Origin of the sequence: Halomonas dongshanensis (genome assembly GCF_024790395.1) — a bacterium.
GTDB classification, from domain to species: Bacteria; Pseudomonadota; Gammaproteobacteria; order Pseudomonadales; family Halomonadaceae; genus Vreelandella; species Vreelandella dongshanensis.
Genome location: NZ_JAJISC010000006.1, coordinates 205,185 through 224,770 on the forward strand (window position 1 = coordinate 205,185; position 19,586 = coordinate 224,770).

Below are 19,586 nucleotides of genomic sequence, written 5' to 3' on the forward strand. Positions count from 1 at the left end.
GCCACTCTTTTTGGTTCTATAATTTCGTGCTTTCAGTTTATGCCATATCGGTATGTGAGGATGATCCACGGATTTGGAGCTTGCAATATGCATTTTCTTAAGTGGATTCTCATCAAGGGCTGGCTTTGGAACCTAGAAGCAGACATAAACAAAAACGGCCACTAGCTATATTAGCTAAGTGGCCGTTTTCAATAATATGGTCGGAATAGCAGGATTCGAACCTACGACCTCTGCCTCCCGAAGGCAGCGCTCTACCAAGCTGAGCTATATTCCGAGGGTCGTTGAGAGGCTCAACGACGGAGATGGATCATACGCGCTGCCGGGGCGTTTTTCAAGCCCTGGGAAGCGCTGTACGGTTTTTTATGCCTGACGGTCGACGGCCAAGCGGGCCAGGTGGGCCATGCTGTCGCGGTAGGGACTGGGCGGCAGGGCGTCGAGCTGGGCCAGTGCCAAATCGGCCATTTCGTTGGCGCGCTTTCGGGTGTAGTCGAGCGCGCCGGTGGCGTGCACGATTTCTAATACGTCGTCGAGCTGTTCGAGCCCGCCCTTGCGGATCACCTGACGAATCAGCTTGGTCTGCTCGGGTGTACCCTGCTCCATGGCGTAGATCAGCGGCAGGGTCGGTTTGCCTTCGGCCAAATCGTCGCCGACGTTCTTGCCCATGGCGTCGGCGTCGCCTTCGTAGTCGAGCAGGTCGTCGATGAGCTGGAAGGCGAGCCCCAGATAGCGACCGTAGAGCTTAAGCGCTTCTTCTTGTTCGGAAGTGGCCTCGGCCACCACGGCACCGCTTTGCGAGGCGGCCTCGAAGAGCATGGCCGTCTTGCCCTTGATGGTCTCGAAGTAGTCGGCTTCGGAGATATTGGGGTTGCCGATGTTAGTGAGTTGCTGCACCTCGCCTTCTGCGATCATGCAGGTAGCGGCCGAGAGAATCGCCATGATGCGCAGGGAGCCAACGTCGACCATCATCTGGAACGAGCGCGAGTAAAGAAAATCGCCCACCAGCACCGAGGGGGCGTTGCCCCAGTGGTCGTTGGCGGTCTGTTTGCCGCGCCGTAGGTGAGATTCATCGACCACATCGTCGTGCAATAGCGTCGAGGTGTGCATGAACTCGATCAAGGTGGCGAGCGTTACGTGTTTGTCGCCCTGGTAGCCCAGCGAACGCGCGGCCAGCAGCACCAGCAGCGGGCGCAGGCGCTTACCGCCGCTGGCGATGATGTACTGGCTGATGGTCTCGACCAGCGGGACTTTGGAGGCCAGTTGCGCGACGATCGTTTGGTTGACGGCGTCGAAATCGTCTGCCACGACGGCATGCAGCGGTGAAGACGGAGAGCTTGCAGGCTGGGTTGAAGAGACGTTGGCGGTCATGGATTCCGTTCATCGCGGGAGGTGAGGGCGGCCGCTGCCGCCGTGAACTTGGCTCATGCTATGGGGCGCCCCCGTGGCCGTCAAGAAAAGGCGCCGCGCTCGCGGGCATGCGTGGATTGACAATGCACGGGCGTCTTGTGGTATGTGGCAAGAGTCGTTATAATCCGCGGCCCACTCATCATGCTCCCTGTCAGATGGCTGCCAAAAGGGGCGCCACTCGCCGCAGGTCGACAAGAGCGATTCCCGATGAGCGCCGCCCGGCCTGCCGGTCGCGGCACCACTACCGTACCGGAGAGTGACATGTACGCAATTATCAAAAGCGGTGGCAAGCAGTACCGCGTTCAGGAAGGCCAGACCCTCAAGCTCGAGAAAATCGAAGTGGCGACGGGTGAAACCATCGAGTTCGACCAAGTGCTGCTGGTTGCCGATGGCGACGACTTCAACATCGGCGCGCCGCTGGTCAGCGGTGCCAAGGTGTCTGCTGAAATCGTATCTCACGGCCGTGGCGATAAAGTGACCATCATCAAGTTCCGTCGCCGTAAGCACCACATGAAGCGTCAGGGCCACCGTCAGTGGTACACTGAAGTCAAAATTACCGGAATCTCCGCGTAAGCGGCCAATTCCCCAAGAGGAGGATTTTGCAATGGCACATAAGAAGGCAGCCGGCTCCACGCGTAACGGTCGCGATTCTGAATCCAAACGCCTGGGCGTCAAGCTCTACGGTGGCCAAGCCGCAACGGCGGGCAACATCATCGTGCGTCAGCGCGGCACACGCTTTCACGCAGGCACTGGCGTTGGCCTGGGCCGTGACCACACCCTGTTCGCGCTGAACGACGGTGTCGTCAAGTTCGAGACCAAAGGTCCGAACAACCGTAAGTTCGTCAGCGTCGTCTCTGCCTGAGACGCGCCGAGCAAGGGCTAGCGGTTAGCACTTGCCAGACAAAAAGCCCCGCCATTGCGGGGCTTTTTTGTCAGTAGGCTCCGTATTTGTAAGTAGTATCCGTTTTCGCAGCAACGGTTTGTAGAAACGGTTGGTCGAAACGGTTCTTAAACAGGGCGGCGGAAGCGGCCGGGAGAAACCAATGCAGTTCGTCGATGAAGCCTCCATCATCGTGGAGGCGGGAAAAGGCGGCAATGGCTGTCTGAGCTTTCGCCGCGAGAAGTACGTGCCCAAGGGCGGCCCCGACGGCGGTGACGGCGGCCATGGCGGCAGCGTCTACCTGATCGGTGACGATGCCCTCAATACGCTGATCGACTTCAAGTACCAGCGCTTCTACAAGGCCGAGAACGGCCAGGGCGGCATGGGCCGCCAAATGAGCGGTAAGGCCGGGGAAGATCTGCACGTCAAGGTGCCGGTCGGCACCACGGTGATCGACGAGGAGACCCTCGAAGTCATCGCCGACGTCACCGAAATTGGCCAGGTCGTGCTGGTCGCCCAGGGTGGTCGGCGCGGTCTTGGCAATATTCACTTCAAATCCTCCACCAACCGCGCGCCTCGGCGTACCACGCCGGGCACCGAAGGCGACCGGCGCAACCTGCGCCTGGAGATGAAGGTGATGGCGGACGTTGGCCTTTTGGGCATGCCCAATGCCGGTAAGTCGACACTGATCCGCTCGGTATCGGCGGCCAAGCCCAAGGTCGCCAACTACCCCTTCACCACACTGGTGCCCAACCTTGGCGTGGTCAAGCTGGGCATGCACGAGCACTTCGTGATGGCCGACGTGCCGGGATTGATCGAAGGCGCTTCCGACGGCGCGGGCCTGGGGCTGCGTTTTCTCAAGCACCTGACCCGCACGCGGCTGCTGTTCCACGTGGTCGACGTGGCGCCTTTCGATGAGAGCGATCCGGTCGAGGCGGCCAAGGCCATCGTCCACGAGCTCAAGACCTTCTCGCCTGCGCTCTCCGAGCGGCCGCGTTGGCTGGTGCTCAATAAGTTCGACCTGTTGCCGGAAGAGGAGCGCGACGCACGTGCCCAGGCGATCATCGATGCCTTGGCGTGGGAGGGCCCGGTGTTTCGCATCTCCGCCATCGGTAGCGACGGCACCGATAAGCTGGTGCAGGCCGCCTACCGCTGGCTGACCGAGCAGCAGCGCCTGGAGAACGAGGACGAAGAGGCCTTCGAGCGCGAGCAAGAGATGCGTCGGCGTATGGAGGAGGAGTCCGTCGCGCGTACCGAGGCACGTCTGGGGCGGCGCAAGAAGCGTCGCGATGACGAAGATGACGACGACTTCGACGACGATGACTACGACGTCGAGATCGAATACGCGCCCTGAGACGGCAAGGGAGAGAAGGCGCATGGAGAGTCTTGAGCGGATGGCAGGGCGGACGACGCTAAGCGGCGCCCGCCGGGTCGTGGTGAAGATCGGCAGCGCGCTGTTGACCAACGACGGCCGGGGGCTCGACGAAGCGGCCATCGGCCACTGGGTCGATCAGATTGCCGCGCTGCATCAACGCGGCGTCGAGGTGGTGCTGGTGTCATCGGGCGCGGTGGCGGCGGGCATGGTGCGCCTGGGCTGGCAGGCTCGTCCGAGTGCCGTGCACGAGCTGCAGGCCGCCGCCGCCGTGGGCCAGAACGGGCTGACTCAGTGCTACGAACAGCACTTTGCCCGCCATGCCATGCTCACCGCGCAGATTCTGCTCACCCATGACGATCTCTCCAACCGCAAGCGCTATCTCAACGCGCTCTCGGCGCTGCGCACCCTGGTCGAGATGCGCGTGGTACCGGTGATCAACGAAAACGACACCGTGGTCACCGACGAGATTCGCTTTGGCGACAATGACACCCTCGGTGCCTTGGTCGCCAATCTGCTCGAAGCCGATGCTTTGCTTCTGCTCACCGACCAAGAAGGGCTCTTCGACGCCGACCCACGCCATAACCCCGACGCCCAACTGATCGCCGAAGGGCGGGCAGACGATCCGCGCTTGGCGGCAGTGGCGGGCAGCGGCGGTGCCCTCGGGCGTGGCGGGATGAGCACCAAAGTGCGCGCGGCCAAGCTCGCGGCGCGCTCGGGGGCGGTAACGGTAATCGCTAGCGGGCGTCAGCCCGAGGTCATCACGCGGCTCATGGCGGGCGAGGCGCTCGGCACCCTGTTGCACCCCGAGCAGGCGCCCATGGCCGCGCGCAAGCGCTGGCTTGCCGGGCAGCTACAGGTGCGCGGCACGCTGACGCTGGATGCCGGTGCCGTCAAGGTGCTGCGCGAGAAGGGCTCGAGCCTCTTGGCCGTGGGCGTACGCGGCGTGGCTGGCGGCTTTCGTCGTGGCGACATGGTGGTCTGCGTCGATGATGCGGGCGTGCCGGTGGCCAAAGGGCTGGTCAACTACGGCGCCGACGAGGCGCGACTGCTGGCAGGCCAGCCGAGCCACCAGATCGAGGCGATCCTCGGTTACGTCGAGGCCCACGAACTGATTCATCGCGACAACCTGGTCATCGTCTGAGCGTACTCGCGGCTCGCCGGTGACCGCCTAGCTGCTACGCTGACAGAGAACGTAACGGTTTGTACGCCCGTTTTTGTACTTCTCTCTCGGCGAAAGGAGCTCGCAGCATGAGCGGCAAAAGTACGGATAAAGCAGCGGTAAAGAAAGCACCCGCAAAGAAGACATCGACAAAGAAAGCGCCAGCGAAGAGCGCGGCATCGCCGAAGGCCAAGCAGGATGCCAAGCATACCCCGGATAACCGGTGCGAGGCGCAAGACCCCCACCCCGAGAATGCCCCCCGCGCGCTGACGCCCGAGTCAGGAGCGGCGCTATTCGAAGACGCCCGCTCGCGCCTCGAAGAGGTGTTCGAAGCGCTCGATATTCACCCCGATGCCCAGGCGCGCCTGCGCCAGCCAAGCCTTTCGCTACAGGTGAGCGTGCCGGTGCGTATGGACGATGGCAGCCTCAAGTCGTTTCCCGCCTGGCGCGTGCAGTACGACACCAGCCTTGGTCCCGCCAAGGGCGGCATTCGCTTTCATCCCGAGGTCAACCAGCACGAAGTCACCACCCTGAGTTTCTGGATGGCGGTGAAGTGCGCGGTTGCCGGGCTGCCCTACGGCGGCGGCAAGGGCGGCGTGCAGGTGGATGCCAAGGCGCTGTCGTCGCTTGAGCGCGAGCGTCTGGCGCGGGGCTATGTGCGCGCCGTGGCTGATGTCATCGGCCCTGATCGCGACATTCCCGCGCCCGATGTCAATACCGATGCCACGGTCATGGGCTGGATGATCGACGAATACGAGGCCATCGTGCGTGCCAAGGCACCTGGGGCGATCACCGGCAAACCACTGTCGCTTGGCGGCTCTCCTGGGCGAGTCGAAGCCACGGGGCGCGGCGCACTGAAGGTGCTCGATCTGTGGGCCGACCGCGAAAAGCGCACGCCCGAGAAGACCACGCTTGCCGTCCAAGGCTTTGGCAATGCGGCCTACCACTTTGCTCGTCTGGCCAGCGCCAAGGGCTATCGAGTGGTGGCCATTTCCGACTCCAGTGGCGCGCGCTACGATGCCAAAGGCCTCGATGTCGAGGCCCTCAAAGGCGACAAGGATAAGCACGGCAAACTCGCCAAGACGCGCCGCGGCAAGGCGCTTACGGGAGAGGAACTCCTCGCGCTTAATGTCGATGTGTTGGTGCTGGCGGCGCTGGAAAACCAGCTCCACGGCGATAACGTCGAAAGCGTGCAGGCAGGCGCGGTGCTCGAGATCGCCAATGGCCCGGTGACCAGCGACGCCGATACCGTGCTTACTCAGCGTAAAATCCCCGTGCTGCCTGACGTAGTCGCCAATACCGGCGGGGTGGTGGTGAGCTACTTCGAATGGTTACAAAATCGCGCCGGGCAGGCATGGTCGGAGCAGACGGTCAACGAGCGCCTCGATGCGTTGCTGGACGATCAAGCCGGTCGCGTATTCGACCGTGCTGCGCATGAAAGCATTACCCTGCGTCAAGCGGCCTACCGCCAGGGCATCGAGCGCATCAGCGAGGCGATTCTCGCGCGCGGCAACTGCAAGCACTGTCATTAAACACTGTCATTGAGGCGGCCACTGAGGCGGCGATTTTCTCTCTTGATACCGCAAAACGCATCAGGCTCCTCGAAGGGAGCCTGCTGCATACGCTAGGTTAAGCGATCGGCTTTGACGTATCAGTCCCGATCGATGCCGCTGGCGCTGTCGGCACCCTGGCGAACGCTGATCTCGAGCTCGCGGCCATTGGCATCGCGGCCGTCGATGTCGATCATCCCGCGCTGGTCGATTTCGATGTCCTCGAACTCGACCAAACCTTCTTGGCGGGCGACGTCCATGGCTTGGCGCACGTCGTCATCGGTCATGCCCCAGGCGCCGGAAATGCGCCGTTCACGTTGCTCTTTCAGCGCTTCGCCGTTATCCAGCGAAATTTCGACTTCGGCGAACCACTCGTCGTCGATCCAACCTTCGACCTCGGCGCGGCCGCGGCTCTTGATGCCGATCTCTTCATAGTGGGTGAAGCCGTAGCTTGAGGCCTGATTGAGCACGTCGTCGAGACGATCGACCGGCAGCGAATCGGCTTGGGCACTGCCTACGCCAGCGGCCAGCAGCAGGGCGGAAGAGGGGATGAGAAGCATCTTTTGCATAGCGTTCATGGCAATATCCTTTTCTGGATTAAGCGCACATCGGCATCAACGAGTATGTCGTTTCACTGCGAGTATGTCGCTTCGATGAAAGTGACAAGATGACTTATACCAAGTGGGGTCTGTCACGAAGCTGACCGAAGCATTCATTTTGCATTCATGTTGGCTTTGGCATCCTTGACGCATGAACACGCTCCTTACGCCTTATTCGTTTTTGCGCCGTTTTTTGCGCGCCGCTCGCTGCCCGCAACGCTACTGCATCGGGGCGTGGGCGCTTGCGGGTATGCTGGCGCTGGGGCTTGCCCCCAGTGCCGTTGGCGAGCAAACCTGGCGCCCGCTGCACGATGAGGTGGGGCGGGGCGAAGTGGTGCCGCTGGAGGCCATTCTCGATTGGCTGGAGGCGCACTACCAGGGCGATATTCTCGAAGTCGAGGTCGAGCGGGAAAAAGGCCAGGTCGAGTACGAGATCAAGATGCTCGGCCCCCAAGGGCAGGTGGTGGAGTTCGAGTTCGATGGCCATAGCGGCCAGCTGATGTCGATCGAGGGCGTGCGCATCGACGCCATGCGCCGCGACTGAGGGCACGACCAACGAGGGATACGGATGAAGTGTTTGCTGGTAGAGGACGACCAGGCGCTGGCGCGGGAGCTTGGCCAGATACTCGAAGATGGCGACTGGATCGTCGAGCACGCCCCCAATGGCCAAGAGGCCGACTTTCTCATCCGTACCGAAGTCTACGACGCGGTGATTCTGGACGTTGGCTTGCCCGACGGCGAGGGTACGCGGTGGCTAACCGCTTGGCGCGACGATGACATTACGCTTCCGGTGCTGATCCTTACCGCGCGCGAACGCTGGTCCGACAAGGCCGCCGGGTTTACTGCCGGGGCCGACGACTACGTCACCAAGCCCTTCGAGCCCGCTGAGGTGCTGTTTCGTCTGCGCGCCCTGGTGCGCCGCAGCCACGGCCACGCCCACCCGGTCCTCAAGCTTGGCGAGCTGAGCCTGGATACCCACACCCAGCACGTTGCCCTCTCCGGGCGCCCGGTTTCGCTCACCGCCCAGGAAACGCGCCTGCTCAGCTACCTGATGCACGCCGCTCCGCGCGTGGTCAGCCGCAGCGAGCTCGCCGAACACGTCTACGATCGCGATCACGAACCCGACTCCAACGTCATCGACGTCCAGATCAGCCGCCTGCGACGTAAGCTCGGCGCCTGGCGGATCGCGACCCAGCGCGGTCAGGGCTATCGCTTGCTCGACGCTCCTCAGGATGCCCCATGAGCGCGACCTCGCCCTCCCTGCGCCAGCGCTGGGAGCGGCGTTCGATCCAGCTGCGCCTGCTGCTGGCCGTGGTCGTGCTGGTGGGCGTCGCCTTGCCGCTCGGCGGCGCTTGGCTTGCCCATACCTACCGCGAAGCGGCCACCGAAAACTTCGATGAGCGCCTGGAAGCGATGCTCAACGTGATCATCGCTGGGGTCACCTTCGACCCGGTAGCGGGGCAACTGGTCTACGATCAGGCGCTGGGCGATCCGCGCTTCGACCAAGTCTATTCGGGCTGGTATTGGCAGATCACCGACGATGCCGAGCAGACGTTGGCCTCGCGCTCGCTATGGGATCAGCGCCTGCCGGTCAATGATGCGCGCGGCGCTACCGTGCGTGAGATTACCGGGCCGCGTGGCCAGCGTCTGCGCTTGGTCGAGCGCGATATCTTCCTCGCTCCGCTTCCCTCTTCTATCCACGTGAGCCTGGCAGGTCGCGACGACGTGTTGGTGGGCGACATTCAGGAGTTCCAGCGCCTGCTCGGGTTCAGTCTGCTGGGGCTTGGGGCGCTGCTTCTTGGCGTACTGGCGGCTCAGGTGCACTGGGGGCTGGCGCCGCTTAGACGCATGCGCGCCGATCTCAAGGCGGTGGAGCAGGGCACCAAGGGCGAACTCTCTACCCAACTGCCGGACGAGCTGGCAGCGCTCGCCCGCTCGATGAACGCGGTGCTGGCGCGCGACCAGCGCCTGATCGAGCGCGGGCGCCACACCGCCGGTAATCTCGCCCACGCGCTCAAAACGCCGGTGAGCGTATTGCGCTTACAGCTGCGCCAGCTTCAACCGGCAGAGCGCCCGGTATGGGAGACCGAGCTTGCACGCATCGATGAGGCCGTGCGTCATCACTTGGCCCGCGCCTCGGCGGTGGGTGAGGGCACCGGGCTTGCGCCCATCGAGGTGGCCGAAAATCTTGCGCCGCTGCTCAAGGGCCTTACGCGGCTGGCCGAGCGGCGCGATTTACGCCTGCTGGCGGATCTCTCTACGCCGCTCAAGGCGCGCATGGATGCTCAAGATCTTCAGGAACTGGTGGGCAACCTGTTGGATAACGCCCTGCGCTGGGCACGCGGCAGCATTTGGCTGCGGCTATATGCCCAGGCCCAGGACAAGTATGCGCAGAACCAGTACGCCCAGAAAGACGCGCTCGTCATCGTCGTCGAGGACGATGGACCAGGCATGAGCGAGGAGGAGTGCGGCCAGGCGCTTACGCGCGGCGCGCGTTTGGATCAGCAGCGCTCGCAGAGCGGGCTGGGGCTGGCCATCGTCGATGATCTGGTGCGGCTCTATCACGGCCAGCTCGAACTCGGTCGCAGCGCCGCCGGTGGGCTGCGCGTCACGCTCACGCTGCCGGTGGTGACCCCATGAGTGCAGCACTTCCCGATGTACTGGCGGGGCCGCTTTTGCGTCGCCTCTCTCCCCATCGTTTAGTGCTGTGGCTCGCCGCTACCCGGCCGCTTGATATGACCCTGGTGCTCGACCCCGAGGCCTCGCTCGACGGCGCCGCACAGCGCTATCCGCTAGGCGGGCATAGCCAGCGGCTGCGCCTGGGGTGTCACGCGCATCTTTATCTTATCGATGTCGCCCTCGATGCGCCGCTACCGACGGACGTGCGCATCGCCTACGACCTGGAAGTGGTAGACGCTGCGAACGTGCCCCGTTCGCTGCCCGAGTGGGCGCCCTGGCTGTGCCACGATGGGCAGGCGTACCCAGGCTTCGTGCTCGCCGCTCGGCATCACCGCTTGATGCACGGCTCCTGCCGCAAACCCCATTTCGATGGGCCGGACGGCTTAGTGCGTGCCGATACCTGGATCGGTGAGCATCAAGCGGCGCCCGCCGAGTGGCCTGCCTGGCTACTGATGACCGGCGATCAGGTCTACGTCGACGACGTGGCAGGCCCCATGCTGAGGGCGATCCACGCGCTGATCGAGCGCCTGGGGCTGGTCGATGAGCGCCTCGAAGGCGCGACGGTCGATGACACCCAGGCGCTCTATGCCAACGCCGATACCTACTATCGCCGCGAGGCGCTGCTGCCCGACGTCAAGAGTAACGCCGCGCTGCGCGAGCGCTTCTTCGGTGGGGTGGAAAAGCCGGTGTTCACCTCGGCCAACGCCCACAATCACTTGGTCTCTTTTGCCGAGATGATTGCCATGTACTGCTTGGTTTGGTCGCCCACGCCCTGGACGCTCGTCGCCCCGTTTGCTCCGGCGCTCGATGAAAAAGAGGCAGCACGCTACACCGAGGAACAGAAGGTAATAGAAGCGTTCGTTGCGGGCTTGCCTCAGAGCGCGCGGCTGCTGGCGCACCTGCCGAGCTTGATGATCTTCGACGATCACGACGTCACCGATGACTGGAACCTCACCGCCGACTGGGAGCGCTGCGCCTACGGCCACCCCTTCTCCAAGCGCATCATCGGCAATGCGCTTCTTGCTTATTTGCTGTGCCAGGGCTGGGGCAACGACCCTGAGGCGATGAATCCGCTCGTTCATCACGCAGCGACCCTTCTCACCGACGACGAGGCGCGTCAGATGCTCGACGGTGAGGCTCAAGATGCCCTGATCGAGCGGTTATTGCGCCACCAGGGCTGGGAGATCAACGTGTCGGGGGCGCCCGCGCTCATCGTGCTGGATACGCGCACTCGGCGCTGGCGCAGCGAAAGAAGCCCCAAGCGCCCCTCGGGGCTGATGGATTGGGAGGCGCTGATGGCGATGCAGCACCATCTACTCAAGGCGCCGAGTGCGGTGATCGTCTCGCCCGCGCCGATGTTCGGGGTCAAGCTGATCGAGAGCGTACAGAAGCTCTTCACCCTGGTGGGGCAGCCACTGGTGGTGGATGCCGAAAACTGGATGGCGCATCGCGGGGCGGCAAGCGTTCTGCTGCAAATCTGGCGGCACTCCAAGACCCCAGGCAACTACGTGATTCTCTCCGGGGACGTGCACTACTCCTTCGCCTACGACATCGTCGTGCGTCAGCGCCAGAACGCCCCGCAGCTGTGGCAAATCACCTCCAGCGGGATCAAGAACGCCTTCCCGGTGACGCTACTCAACGTGTTCGATCGCCTCAATCGCTGGCTCTACGCGCCTTGGTCACCGCTCAACTGGTTCACCAAGCGCCGTCGCTTGAGCGTCTATCCGCGCGACCCCGAAGGCGCCCAGGCGGGCGAGCGGGTGTGGAACGGCTGCGGTATTGGCCTCGTCACTCTGGACGAAGAAGGCCGCCCCAGCGACATTCGCCAGCTCGACGCCCGTGGGGGCGACGTACGCTTCCCACTGCCCGACATGCCGTCGGGCTAAGTTCATATCGCCCCAAGTTCAAACTATCCCAGTACCGTCACCTTAGCGTCACAGGAGTGTCGCGCGCGCGTCATCTGCGCTTGGCAGGATGAACCCCGTCCAATGTTCGCACCGTTTGACGTTTTCGCCGACTACTCCAACTTCCATTCAGGCTTAGCCTTAGGTGACTCTCATGCATGCTCCTACCTTGCCGCGTACGCTTTTGAGTACGGCGATTGCCGCGACCTTTACCCTGGCCGCACTCAGCGCCAGCGCCAACCTGTCGTCGCGCTATACCGATGCCGATGGTGACATGGTCGCCGATGCGCCGACCGATGAAGCGCAGTGGGCCGACCCCGATACGCTGATCTTCGCCTACACCCCGGTGGAAGACCCGGCGGTTTACGCCGAGGTATGGGCCGACTTTCTCGATCACCTGAGTGAGGCGACCGGCAAGCAGGTGCAGTTCTTCCCGGTGCAGTCCAACGCCGCCCAGCTCGAAGCGCTGCGCGCCGGGCGCTTGCACGTGGCCGGGTTCAATACCGGCAGCACGCCGATTGCGGTGAACTGCGGCGGTTTCCGCCCCTTCGCCATCATGGCCGCCGAGGATGGCAGTTTTGGCTACGAGATGGAGATCATCACCCCGGCCGATAGCGATATCACCCGCATCGAGGACCTAGCCGGGCGCCAACTGGCCTTCACCTCGCCCACCTCCAACTCAGGGTTTCGCGCCCCCTCGGCGCTGCTCGCCTCCGAGTACGGTTTAAAAGCCGATGAGGATTACCAAACGGCGTTTTCTGGCTCCCACGACAACTCCATCCTTGGGGTGATCAACCACGACTACGAGGCGGCGGCCATCGCCAACTCCGTGGCCCACCGTATGCTCGCGCGCGGCGTGATCGAAGAAGGTGATTACCAGGTGATCTACACCTCCGAAACCTTCCCGACCACGGCGTATGGCTTGGCCCATAACCTTGACCCTGAGCTTGCTCAGAAGATCCAGGACGCCTTCTTCGATTATGACTGGGAGGGCACGCCGTTGGAGGCCGAGTTCGCCAACTCGGGCGAGGCGCAGTTCATTCCAGTCAACTACGCCGACAACTGGGCGGTGATTCGCACCATCGCCGAGGCGACCGGCGAAACCTACGACTGCCAATGAGCGCTGCCATGTCGAGCCCTATCATGTCTAGCCCTAGCATGTTGACGCTAAGCGGCGTCGGGAAGCGCTACCCGACCGGCGACCGCGCCCTGAGCGATATCGAGCTGAGCCTGCCCAAGGGGCAGGTTCTGGCGCTGATTGGCCCTTCGGGAGCAGGCAAGAGTACGCTGATTCGCTGCGTCAATCGCCTCGTCGAACCTAGCGAAGGGCGCATTGCGCTGGAGGGATGCGAACTGACCCGCCTTTCTGGGGCCAAGCTTCGCCAAGCGCGGCGCGCCATGGGCATGATCTTTCAAGAGTACGCCCTGGTCGATCGTCTGAGCGTGATGGAGAACGTGCTTTCAGGCCAGCTCGGCTACGTCGGGTTCTGGCGCAGTTTCCTGCGCCGCTACCCCGCACCTGCCGTTGCTGAGGCGTTTCGTCTGCTCGAGCGCGTGGGGCTCTCCCACGCCATCGACAAGCGCGCCGATGCCCTCTCCGGTGGCCAGCGTCAACGCGTGGGGATCGCGCGGGCGCTGCTGCAAAACCCGCGACTGCTGCTGGTCGACGAGCCCACGGCGAGTCTCGACCCCAAGACCTCGCGCCAGATCATGCGCCTGATTCGCGAGCTCTGCGCCGAGCGTGAGCTTGCGGCGATCATCAATATTCACGATGTGGCCTTAGCGCAGCAGTTCGCTGACCGTATCGTCGGCCTGCGCGCTGGACGTATCGTTTTCGATGGCAAACCCCAGGCCCTGACGGCAGAGATTCTCACCACCATCTACGGCGAGGAGGAGTGGGATACCCGGGTAGCCGATGAGGCGGATGAGACGCCGACGACGACACCGGCGTCGCTTACCCTGGGAGTAGCCACATGAGGGCGTTGCAAGCGGCCTCGAGCGAGGCGACGTTCGATAGCGCGCGTATGCACCTTGCCCGCCAAGGGCAGTGGCGGCCCATGCCTTTAATTCGTGATCCGCGTCTGCGCTGGGGGCTCGCGCTGGCCGTCGCGCTCTATCTTGTGCTGGCACTGGGGTCGGTCGGCGTCAACTGGGCGCGTGTCGCCGAAGGGGCGAGCCGGGGGCTCAACTTCATTGCCGCCTTCGCCCAGCCTGATTTTCTTACCCGCCAGCGCGACATCCTCAATGGCCTACTCGAAAGCCTGACCATGACCCTCACCTCGACGGTCCTGGGCGTTCTACTGGCGATTCCGGTGGGGCTGGGAGCGGCACGCAATATCGCCCCTTTACCGATCTATCTGATATGCCGCGGCATCATCGCGGTATCGCGCACCTTTCAGGAGATCATCATCGCCATCTTGTTCGTGGTGATGTTCGGCTTTGGCCCGCTGGCGGGCATGCTCACGCTGGCCTTTGCCACCATCGGTTTCATGGCGAAGCTTCTCGCCGAAGACATCGAAGACGTGAGCTGGAAGCAGGTCGAGGCGATTCGCGCCACGGGCGCAGGCTGGTGGCAGACCATGAACCACGCCATCCAGCCGCAGGTGATGCCGCGTTTGATCGGGCTGTCGGTTTACCGATTGGACATCAACTTTCGCGAGTCGGCGGTCATCGGCATCGTCGGCGCTGGTGGCATCGGGGCGACGCTTAATACCTCGATCAGCCGCTACGAGTACGACACCTCCGCCGCGATCTTATTGATCATTATCGCTATCGTGCTGCTCTGCGAATACGCATCGAGCTACGTACGGCGCTGGACCCAGTGACGATGACGCAGCCCCTTCACCCACCTTGATGTGTCCACTACGTCTTACCTATTAACACCGTACCTATTACGCTCTGAGGGAGCCCTCATGCCCGTTTCCACCTCACCCCAGGGGCAGCCGGTTTGGCGCCTGCGTACCCGCCGCGCCGAGTGGCTACGCTTTATGGCGTGGCTCGTTGGTTTGTGCTTGATCGTACTATGCTGGCGCGTGATCTCCGATAACACCATGTGGGTTTTCGTGGAGGATGCGGGGCGTCAGGGGAGCGACCTGTTGGCGCGCATGGTACCGCCCAAATGGGGCTACGCCGAGCGGCTGTGGCAGCCGATGTGGGACACCCTCAACATCGCCACGCTAGGCACGGCGCTGGGCATCGTCATGGCCTTCCCGGTTGCCTTTCTGGCCGCGCGCAATACGACGCCGCACTCGCTCGTACGCAGTGCGGCTTTGGGCGTCATTGTCGCTTCGCGCTCGATCAACTCGCTGATCTGGGCCATGCTGTTGGTGACCATTTTGGGGCCTGGCGTGCTTGCGGGCATCATCGCTATCGCACTGCGCTCGATCGGCTTCGTCGGCAAACTGCTTTACGAAGCCATCGAAGAGATTCACCCAACGCCGGTGGAGGCGATCACCGCGACAGGCGCGAGCCGCCTACAGGTAATGAACTACGGTGTACTGCCCCAGGTGCTTCCCGCCTTCGCTGGTATCAGCGTGTATCGCTGGGACATCAACATTCGCGAGTCGACCGTATTGGGCCTGGTGGGGGCGGGCGGTATCGGGCTGCAGCTCAATGCCTCGATCAATACGCTGGCTTGGGATCAGGTCAGCGTCATTTTCATCATGATCTTCGCCACCGTACTGGTCTCCGAATGGATCTCGGCGCGGGTGCGCCATGCGATCATCTAGTGCTTATAACGAGCTCTGACAAAGTCCTTAAAAGGAGTACCACGTGCGCTTTCCCAACGCCGACATCACCACCTTCGATCTACTGCGCCATGGCGAACCCGTAGGCGGGCGCATGCTGCGTGGACGCACGGATCACCCCTTGAGCGAGCGGGGTTGGCAGCAGGTCACCGAGGCGGTGATGCGCCAGGCCAACGCGGAGGGAGAGCTGCCTTACGACGCCATCGTCACTTCTCCGCTGTCGCGCTGCTGCGAATTCGCCCTCTGGCTTGGCGAAGAGTTCGACCTGCCGGTGTTAATCGACGACGACCTGGCCGAGCTGCATTTGGGGCGCTGGGAAGGCAAGACCCACGCCGAAGTATTCGCCGAGGAGGGTGAAGGCCCCATGACCGCGTTCTGGAACAGTCCCGAGGCGGTAGCGCCGCCGGAGGGCGAGCGCCTGGTCGACTTCGATGCGCGACTGCACGAGGCGTGGAGGCGCTTGGTGGATACCCCTCCGGGTCGGCACGTGCTCGTCGTTGCCCACCTGTTCGTTTGCAATGGCCTGCTGCGTCAGGTCATTCAGCAGCCGCTGGCGCGCACCTTGGTGATGGATCTGCCCTACGCGGCGATCAGTCGGGCTCGTGTGGAGCGCCACGCGCTGGGTGAAACCGCCTTCGTCGAGTGGATCGGCCGCTAATGCGGCGCGAACGTAGCGAGATGGTCACATTTGGGCGATGATGGAGGGCGCTCTTTATTGGGAACATTCACGCGGAAACAAGGAGGTTCGTCGATGCTCGCGGTCGGGACAACATACTCAGGGAGAGGCGTCGATGGACGCATGTGGCTCGCGCTCATGCTACTGGTGTGGCTTTCGGGCTGCGCCAGCCGCGACGTGGGCACCCAGTCGCCACCGCCGATCACTGCGCAAGGCATGTCGATGGAGCGCGTACTGATCCTCGCCCACGCCCAGCAGGCCATCGGCACGCCCTACCGCTTTGGCGGTAATACGCCCGATGGTCTGGACTGCTCGGGGCTGGTCGAGATGGCCTACCGCGCCGCCGGAATCAAGGTGCCACGCACCGCCGATGAGCAGTTTCGCGCCCTGCCGTCGGTAAACGAGCCCGCACCTGGAGATCTGCTCTTTTTTGGCAGCGGGCGTAAAGCGACCCACGTTGGTATCTATCGCGGTAACCGGCAGATGATCCACGCGCCAGGAAGCGGGCGCTCGGTGGTCAGCGTGCCGCTAGACATCGACTACTGGCAAAACCGCTTTCTCGGGGCCGCAAGGTTGGCGCCCTAGCCTCACTTTGGGTTACCACGAAAGCGTTGCGCTCGTGTAAGGTGAGTAAGATACTCACCGTAGGGTCGTTTTTTAGGTAATCAGAACAGCGACTTATTCCAATAAAACGCGCATGCCCGGAAGGGGAGCCGGGGGCTGCCGTAAATATGCTTTCGAGGAGCTAAGGAGTCGCGTTTGTCACCCTCGTCCGAGCTGCTGCCATCCACGCTCGCTCAGGTAGCCCCGCGCTTAGACGCGCACGCCGAGACGTTGGCGCGTACCGCCTTCGTCAACGCCAATGAAGCGATCATCGTCACCGACCGCGACAACGCCATCGTCGCCGTCAATCCCGCCTTTAGCGAACTGACGGGGCTTGGCCTTAACGACGTCAAGAGCCGCTCGCTCGAGACGTTCAGCCAACTGGACCTGGATGCACCGGGTGCGCCCATCAGTAAGGCGCTGCAGCGTCGTGATCGCAGCAAGAGCCAGGTGCGCTATCGCGGCCATGACGGCGAGCTTTATCCCGGGATGCTATCGATACGCCGGGTGCGCGACGCAGCCGGGGCGGTGGATCACCACGTCATCGTGCTCAGCGATCTCTCGGCGATTCCCGCCCATGCGCGTCATCTCAACCGGGAGGTCTATTTCGATGCGCTCACGGGCCTGCCCAATCTGCAGCTGCTCACCCAGCTGATCGAGGAGTCGATTCAGCACGCCGAGGCGCAGCAGCGCTCGCTGACGCTCTGCGCCCTCGACATCGACCATTTCAAGGGGATCAACGACCGGCTTGGCCCGCAGGTCGGCGATGCGCTACTGGCCGCATTCGCTCAGCGCGTGAGCCACCTGCTCGTGGGCGACGACGTTCTGGCCCGCACCGGCGGCGACGAGTTCGTCCTGCTGCTGCATCACGATGTCGATGAGGCGTTTTTCGAGACGCTGCTCGCTGCGATCCGCCAACCGCTGATGATCGACAAGGAGGGCGTGCACCTCAGCGTCAGCCTGGGCGTGACCCGCTACCCTAGCGACCATGTGCAGGGCGACGTGTTGCTGCGCCACGCCAATCAGGCGATGTACCGCGCCAAGCAGCGCGGACGTGATACCTTCCACTTCTTCGATGCCGATCAGGACCGACAGATCCAGGTGCGCCACGAGCAGCGTCAACGCTTCGTCGAAGCGCTGGCCCACGGCGAGCTATGCCTGTACTACCAACCCCAGGTCAATATGGCCAGCGGCGAGGTCATCGGCGTCGAGGCGCTGATTCGCTGGCAGCACCCGGTGAAAGGGCTACTGTCGCCTGCCTGTTTTCTCCCTATCATCGAAGCGACGCCGCTGGAGGTCGATTTAGGCGAGTGGGTGATGGAGCAGGCGCTACGCCAGCTAAGCGCTTGGCAACGGCGAGGTATGGCGCTGCCGCTCAGCGTCAATATCAGCCCGGCGCACCTGCTCACCCATGACTTTTGCCCGCGCTTGGCGGCACTACTGAAGCGCTACCCCGAGGTGCCGCCCAGCCTTTTGAAGCTCGAAGTGCTGGAGAGTGCTGCCATGCACGATGTGAAGCTTGCGCTTGCGCGCATGACCTGCTGTCGCGCTTTAGGCGTGCGCTTTGCCATCGACGATTTCGGCACCGGCTTCTCTTCGCTCACGCATCTGCGCCAGCTCCCGGTGGAGCTGATCAAGATCGATCAGAGCTTCGTGCGTGACATGCTTAGCGACGCCGACGACATGGCGATCGTCGAGAGTGTCATCTACATGGCCAAACGCTTCGGACGCGCCATGCTGGCCGAGGGCGTGGAGAGCGTGGCCCACGCCGAGGCGCTGCTAGCGCTCGGCTGCGAGCTGGCCCAGGGTTACGGCATCGCCCGCCCCATGCCCGCCGACGCGCTGTGCGACTGGATGGCGGGCTGGCCATCGAGCACGGCGTGGCAAGCGCTAGCAGGGCGCGATTAGCGCAGGAATCACCATGCCCCACATCGATATCGTCTTGCAGTTGGACCGTGCCACGTGCCTTGCCTACTACGCAGGGCGCTTTGATAACGTGCGCGCGCGCAGCGTCGAGGGGCGCTGGGTGCACTTTCCTGCCACGGCGCTACGTCACATCGTTGGGCCCGACGGGATCAACGGGGTATTTCGGCTGTGCTTTAGCGAAGCGGGCAAGTTTCAGTCGATCACACGGCTGCCGACTTAAGACAATGCACTCAAAGAGGGCGTTTTTCAGGCGATGCGCCTTCTTGAGGCGAATCGAAGAGGCCATTTTCTTGTAGAAGTTGCCGTTTTTGGTCCATCGGCCCGTAAAGGCGTAAATATTTCTCTACTGGCACCGCGCTTGCTTCTATACTTCGCGTCTCGCGCTTTCGGCTCACCCGTCGAAAGGCGGCAGCCCGCTTACCCGGCGGGGCTGCGTGTCTTATAGGAGATATACCATGTCTGCCTCACCCGTTACCTTGATGGTGGCGCGTCGCGTTGCCAACGGCCGCTATCAGGACTTCAATCGCTGGCTCAACGAGGGTCGCGATCTGGCTGCCGACTTCCCCGGTTATCTGGGCTCCGGCGTGCTTGCGCCGCCTGCCGACGATGACGAGTACCAGATCATCTTTCGCTTCAGCAGCCAGGCGACCCTGGCCACCTGGGAGCACTCGGCTTCACGCCGTGCTTGGCTTGCGCGCGGACGAGGCCTCTTTGCAGCGCCTCAGGAACACCGTGCCACGGGGCTCGATCGCTGGTTTTCAGCCGCCCATGCCCCCGTGCCGCCGCGCTGGAAGCAGATGATCGCGGTCTGGATCGCCTTCTTCCCCATCTCGCTGCTGTTTCAGTGGCTGTTTGGTAGCGTGATCGCCGATTGGGCGCTGGTGCCACGGGTCATGGCCAGCACCCTGATACTGACGCCGATAATGGTCGGTATGTTCATTCCGCTTTCCACGCGCCTTTTGGCACCGTGGCTACAGGGCAAATGGTCGCTGCGCGAGTGGCTGAATGGGCGCCGGGAAACTTCTCGTACCTAGGTGTTTGAGGGGGCTTTAAGCGCTTACGAGAACTTTATACGGCTAAATAAT

20 protein-coding genes and 1 tRNA gene are annotated in these 19,586 nt (G+C 62.9%); 18 read left to right on the forward strand and 3 right to left on the reverse strand.

Features of this window, described 5'->3' with window-relative positions; all coding sequences use genetic code 11:
- Positions 1-197: 197 nt before the first annotated feature.
- A tRNA-Pro gene (locus LLY24_RS14005) sits at positions 198-274 on the reverse strand.
- An 86-nt stretch (positions 275-360) separates the two neighbouring features.
- On the reverse strand, positions 361-1,365 hold the full coding sequence (gene ispB, locus LLY24_RS14010) for an octaprenyl diphosphate synthase (protein WP_259036919.1): 1,005 nt from the start codon (positions 1,363-1,365) through the stop codon (positions 361-363).
- A 300-nt stretch (positions 1,366-1,665) separates the two neighbouring features.
- Between ispB and rplU the strand changes: the two genes are divergently transcribed.
- The 5 genes from rplU (at position 1,666) to LLY24_RS14035 (ending at position 6,350) form a co-directional block, all read left to right on the forward strand.
- The gene (gene rplU / locus LLY24_RS14015; protein ID WP_259036999.1) at positions 1,666-1,977 is read left to right on the forward strand and encodes a 50S ribosomal protein L21; all 312 of its coding nucleotides are present in this window, start codon (positions 1,666-1,668) and stop codon (positions 1,975-1,977) included.
- A gap of 31 nt (positions 1,978-2,008) precedes the next feature.
- Entirely contained in the window at positions 2,009-2,266 is a 258-nt protein-coding gene (gene rpmA, locus LLY24_RS14020; protein WP_259036920.1) for a 50S ribosomal protein L27, read from the forward strand.
- Positions 2,267-2,447: 181 nt separating this feature from the next.
- On the forward strand, positions 2,448-3,638 hold the full coding sequence (gene cgtA, locus LLY24_RS14025; protein WP_259036921.1) for an Obg family GTPase CgtA: 1,191 nt from the start codon (positions 2,448-2,450) through the stop codon (positions 3,636-3,638).
- Between the two features lie 22 nt (positions 3,639-3,660).
- Positions 3,661-4,800: a glutamate 5-kinase gene (proB, locus tag LLY24_RS14030; protein WP_259036922.1), complete on the forward strand. Its 1,140-nt coding sequence runs from the start codon at positions 3,661-3,663 to the stop codon at positions 4,798-4,800.
- A gap of 107 nt (positions 4,801-4,907) precedes the next feature.
- Positions 4,908-6,350: a Glu/Leu/Phe/Val family dehydrogenase gene (locus LLY24_RS14035; protein ID WP_259036923.1), complete on the forward strand. Its 1,443-nt coding sequence runs from the start codon at positions 4,908-4,910 to the stop codon at positions 6,348-6,350.
- 119 nt (positions 6,351-6,469) lie between these two features.
- On the opposite strand, the gene LLY24_RS14040 is transcribed toward LLY24_RS14035, so the two are convergent.
- Positions 6,470-6,946 carry a PepSY domain-containing protein gene (locus tag LLY24_RS14040; RefSeq protein ID WP_259036924.1) on the reverse strand — a complete coding sequence of 159 codons (477 nt, stop codon included), beginning with the start codon at positions 6,944-6,946 and terminating at the stop codon, positions 6,470-6,472.
- Between the two features lie 271 nt (positions 6,947-7,217).
- On the opposite strand from LLY24_RS14040, the gene LLY24_RS14045 reads away from it, so the two are divergent.
- The 13 genes from LLY24_RS14045 (at position 7,218) to LLY24_RS14105 (ending at position 19,535) form a co-directional block, all read left to right on the forward strand.
- Positions 7,218-7,511, forward strand: coding sequence for a PepSY domain-containing protein (locus tag LLY24_RS14045; RefSeq protein ID WP_259037000.1), 294 nt, complete (start codon positions 7,218-7,220; stop codon positions 7,509-7,511).
- A gap of 24 nt (positions 7,512-7,535) precedes the next feature.
- Positions 7,536-8,210 (forward strand): response regulator transcription factor, encoded by a 675-nt coding sequence (locus LLY24_RS14050; protein WP_259036925.1) that lies wholly within the window; start codon positions 7,536-7,538, stop codon positions 8,208-8,210.
- Positions 8,207-9,607, forward strand: coding sequence for an ATP-binding protein (locus LLY24_RS14055; RefSeq protein WP_259036926.1), 1,401 nt, complete (start codon positions 8,207-8,209; stop codon positions 9,605-9,607). The genes LLY24_RS14050 and LLY24_RS14055 overlap by 4 nt, the downstream gene beginning before the upstream one ends.
- Positions 9,604-11,532: a metallophosphoesterase family protein gene (locus LLY24_RS14060; protein WP_259036927.1), complete on the forward strand. Its 1,929-nt coding sequence runs from the start codon at positions 9,604-9,606 to the stop codon at positions 11,530-11,532. Before LLY24_RS14055 ends, LLY24_RS14060 begins: the two co-directional genes overlap by 4 nt.
- Before the next feature lie 172 nt (positions 11,533-11,704).
- On the forward strand, positions 11,705-12,670 hold the full coding sequence (gene phnD / locus LLY24_RS14065; protein WP_259036928.1) for a phosphate/phosphite/phosphonate ABC transporter substrate-binding protein: 966 nt from the start codon (positions 11,705-11,707) through the stop codon (positions 12,668-12,670).
- A gap of 38 nt (positions 12,671-12,708) precedes the next feature.
- The gene (gene phnC / locus LLY24_RS14070) at positions 12,709-13,527 is read left to right on the forward strand and encodes a phosphonate ABC transporter ATP-binding protein (RefSeq protein ID WP_259037001.1); all 819 of its coding nucleotides are present in this window, start codon (positions 12,709-12,711) and stop codon (positions 13,525-13,527) included.
- The gene (phnE, locus tag LLY24_RS14075) at positions 13,524-14,375 is read left to right on the forward strand and encodes a phosphonate ABC transporter, permease protein PhnE (RefSeq protein WP_259036929.1); all 852 of its coding nucleotides are present in this window, start codon (positions 13,524-13,526) and stop codon (positions 14,373-14,375) included. The genes phnC and phnE (LLY24_RS14075) overlap by 4 nt, the downstream gene beginning before the upstream one ends.
- Positions 14,376-14,462: 87 nt before the next feature.
- Complete coding sequence (gene phnE / locus LLY24_RS14080) at positions 14,463-15,278, forward strand: phosphonate ABC transporter, permease protein PhnE (RefSeq protein WP_259036930.1); 816 nt, start codon at positions 14,463-14,465, stop codon at positions 15,276-15,278.
- A 43-nt stretch (positions 15,279-15,321) separates the two neighbouring features.
- Positions 15,322-15,954 carry a histidine phosphatase family protein gene (locus LLY24_RS14085; protein WP_259036931.1) on the forward strand — a complete coding sequence of 211 codons (633 nt, stop codon included), beginning with the start codon at positions 15,322-15,324 and terminating at the stop codon, positions 15,952-15,954.
- 93 nt (positions 15,955-16,047) lie between these two features.
- Positions 16,048-16,557, forward strand: a complete 510-nt coding sequence (locus tag LLY24_RS14090; protein ID WP_259036932.1) for a C40 family peptidase — start codon at positions 16,048-16,050, stop codon at positions 16,555-16,557.
- Positions 16,558-16,731: 174 nt separating this feature from the next.
- On the forward strand, positions 16,732-18,483 hold the full coding sequence (locus LLY24_RS14095; protein WP_345799653.1) for a putative bifunctional diguanylate cyclase/phosphodiesterase: 1,752 nt from the start codon (positions 16,732-16,734) through the stop codon (positions 18,481-18,483).
- A gap of 13 nt (positions 18,484-18,496) precedes the next feature.
- Positions 18,497-18,721 carry a DUF2835 domain-containing protein gene (locus LLY24_RS14100; RefSeq protein WP_259036933.1) on the forward strand — a complete coding sequence of 75 codons (225 nt, stop codon included), beginning with the start codon at positions 18,497-18,499 and terminating at the stop codon, positions 18,719-18,721.
- Positions 18,722-18,956: 235 nt separating this feature from the next.
- A complete protein-coding gene (locus LLY24_RS14105) occupies positions 18,957-19,535 on the forward strand; it encodes an antibiotic biosynthesis monooxygenase (RefSeq protein ID WP_259036934.1) in 579 nt (192 codons plus the stop codon).
- Positions 19,536-19,586: the final 51 nt, after the last annotated feature.

Bases quoted from the DNA above. Each gene is read 5' to 3' on its own strand.
- LLY24_RS14055 (WP_259036926.1), top strand. From the start codon at position 8,207: ATGAGCGCGACCTCGCCCTCCCTGCGCCAGCGCTGGGAGCGGCGTTCG.
- phnE (WP_259036929.1), top strand. From the start codon at position 13,524: ATGAGGGCGTTGCAAGCGGCCTCGAGCGAGGCGACGTTCGATAGCGCG.
- phnD (WP_259036928.1), top strand. From the start codon at position 11,705: ATGCATGCTCCTACCTTGCCGCGTACGCTTTTGAGTACGGCGATTGCC.
- proB (WP_259036922.1), top strand. From the start codon at position 3,661: ATGGAGAGTCTTGAGCGGATGGCAGGGCGGACGACGCTAAGCGGCGCC.
- LLY24_RS14050 (WP_259036925.1), top strand. From the start codon at position 7,536: ATGAAGTGTTTGCTGGTAGAGGACGACCAGGCGCTGGCGCGGGAGCTT.
- LLY24_RS14045 (WP_259037000.1), top strand. From the start codon at position 7,218: ATGCTGGCGCTGGGGCTTGCCCCCAGTGCCGTTGGCGAGCAAACCTGG.
- ispB (WP_259036919.1), bottom strand. From the start codon at position 1,365: ATGACCGCCAACGTCTCTTCAACCCAGCCTGCAAGCTCTCCGTCTTCA.
- rpmA (WP_259036920.1), top strand. From the start codon at position 2,009: ATGGCACATAAGAAGGCAGCCGGCTCCACGCGTAACGGTCGCGATTCT.
- cgtA (WP_259036921.1), top strand. From the start codon at position 2,448: ATGCAGTTCGTCGATGAAGCCTCCATCATCGTGGAGGCGGGAAAAGGC.
- LLY24_RS14105 (WP_259036934.1), top strand. From the start codon at position 18,957: ATGTCTGCCTCACCCGTTACCTTGATGGTGGCGCGTCGCGTTGCCAAC.
- LLY24_RS14040 (WP_259036924.1), bottom strand. From the start codon at position 6,946: ATGAACGCTATGCAAAAGATGCTTCTCATCCCCTCTTCCGCCCTGCTG.
- LLY24_RS14060 (WP_259036927.1), top strand. From the start codon at position 9,604: ATGAGTGCAGCACTTCCCGATGTACTGGCGGGGCCGCTTTTGCGTCGC.
- LLY24_RS14100 (WP_259036933.1), top strand. From the start codon at position 18,497: ATGCCCCACATCGATATCGTCTTGCAGTTGGACCGTGCCACGTGCCTT.
- LLY24_RS14090 (WP_259036932.1), top strand. From the start codon at position 16,048: ATGCTCGCGGTCGGGACAACATACTCAGGGAGAGGCGTCGATGGACGC.
- phnC (WP_259037001.1), top strand. From the start codon at position 12,709: ATGTTGACGCTAAGCGGCGTCGGGAAGCGCTACCCGACCGGCGACCGC.
- LLY24_RS14035 (WP_259036923.1), top strand. From the start codon at position 4,908: ATGAGCGGCAAAAGTACGGATAAAGCAGCGGTAAAGAAAGCACCCGCA.
- phnE (WP_259036930.1), top strand. From the start codon at position 14,463: ATGCCCGTTTCCACCTCACCCCAGGGGCAGCCGGTTTGGCGCCTGCGT.
- rplU (WP_259036999.1), top strand. From the start codon at position 1,666: ATGTACGCAATTATCAAAAGCGGTGGCAAGCAGTACCGCGTTCAGGAA.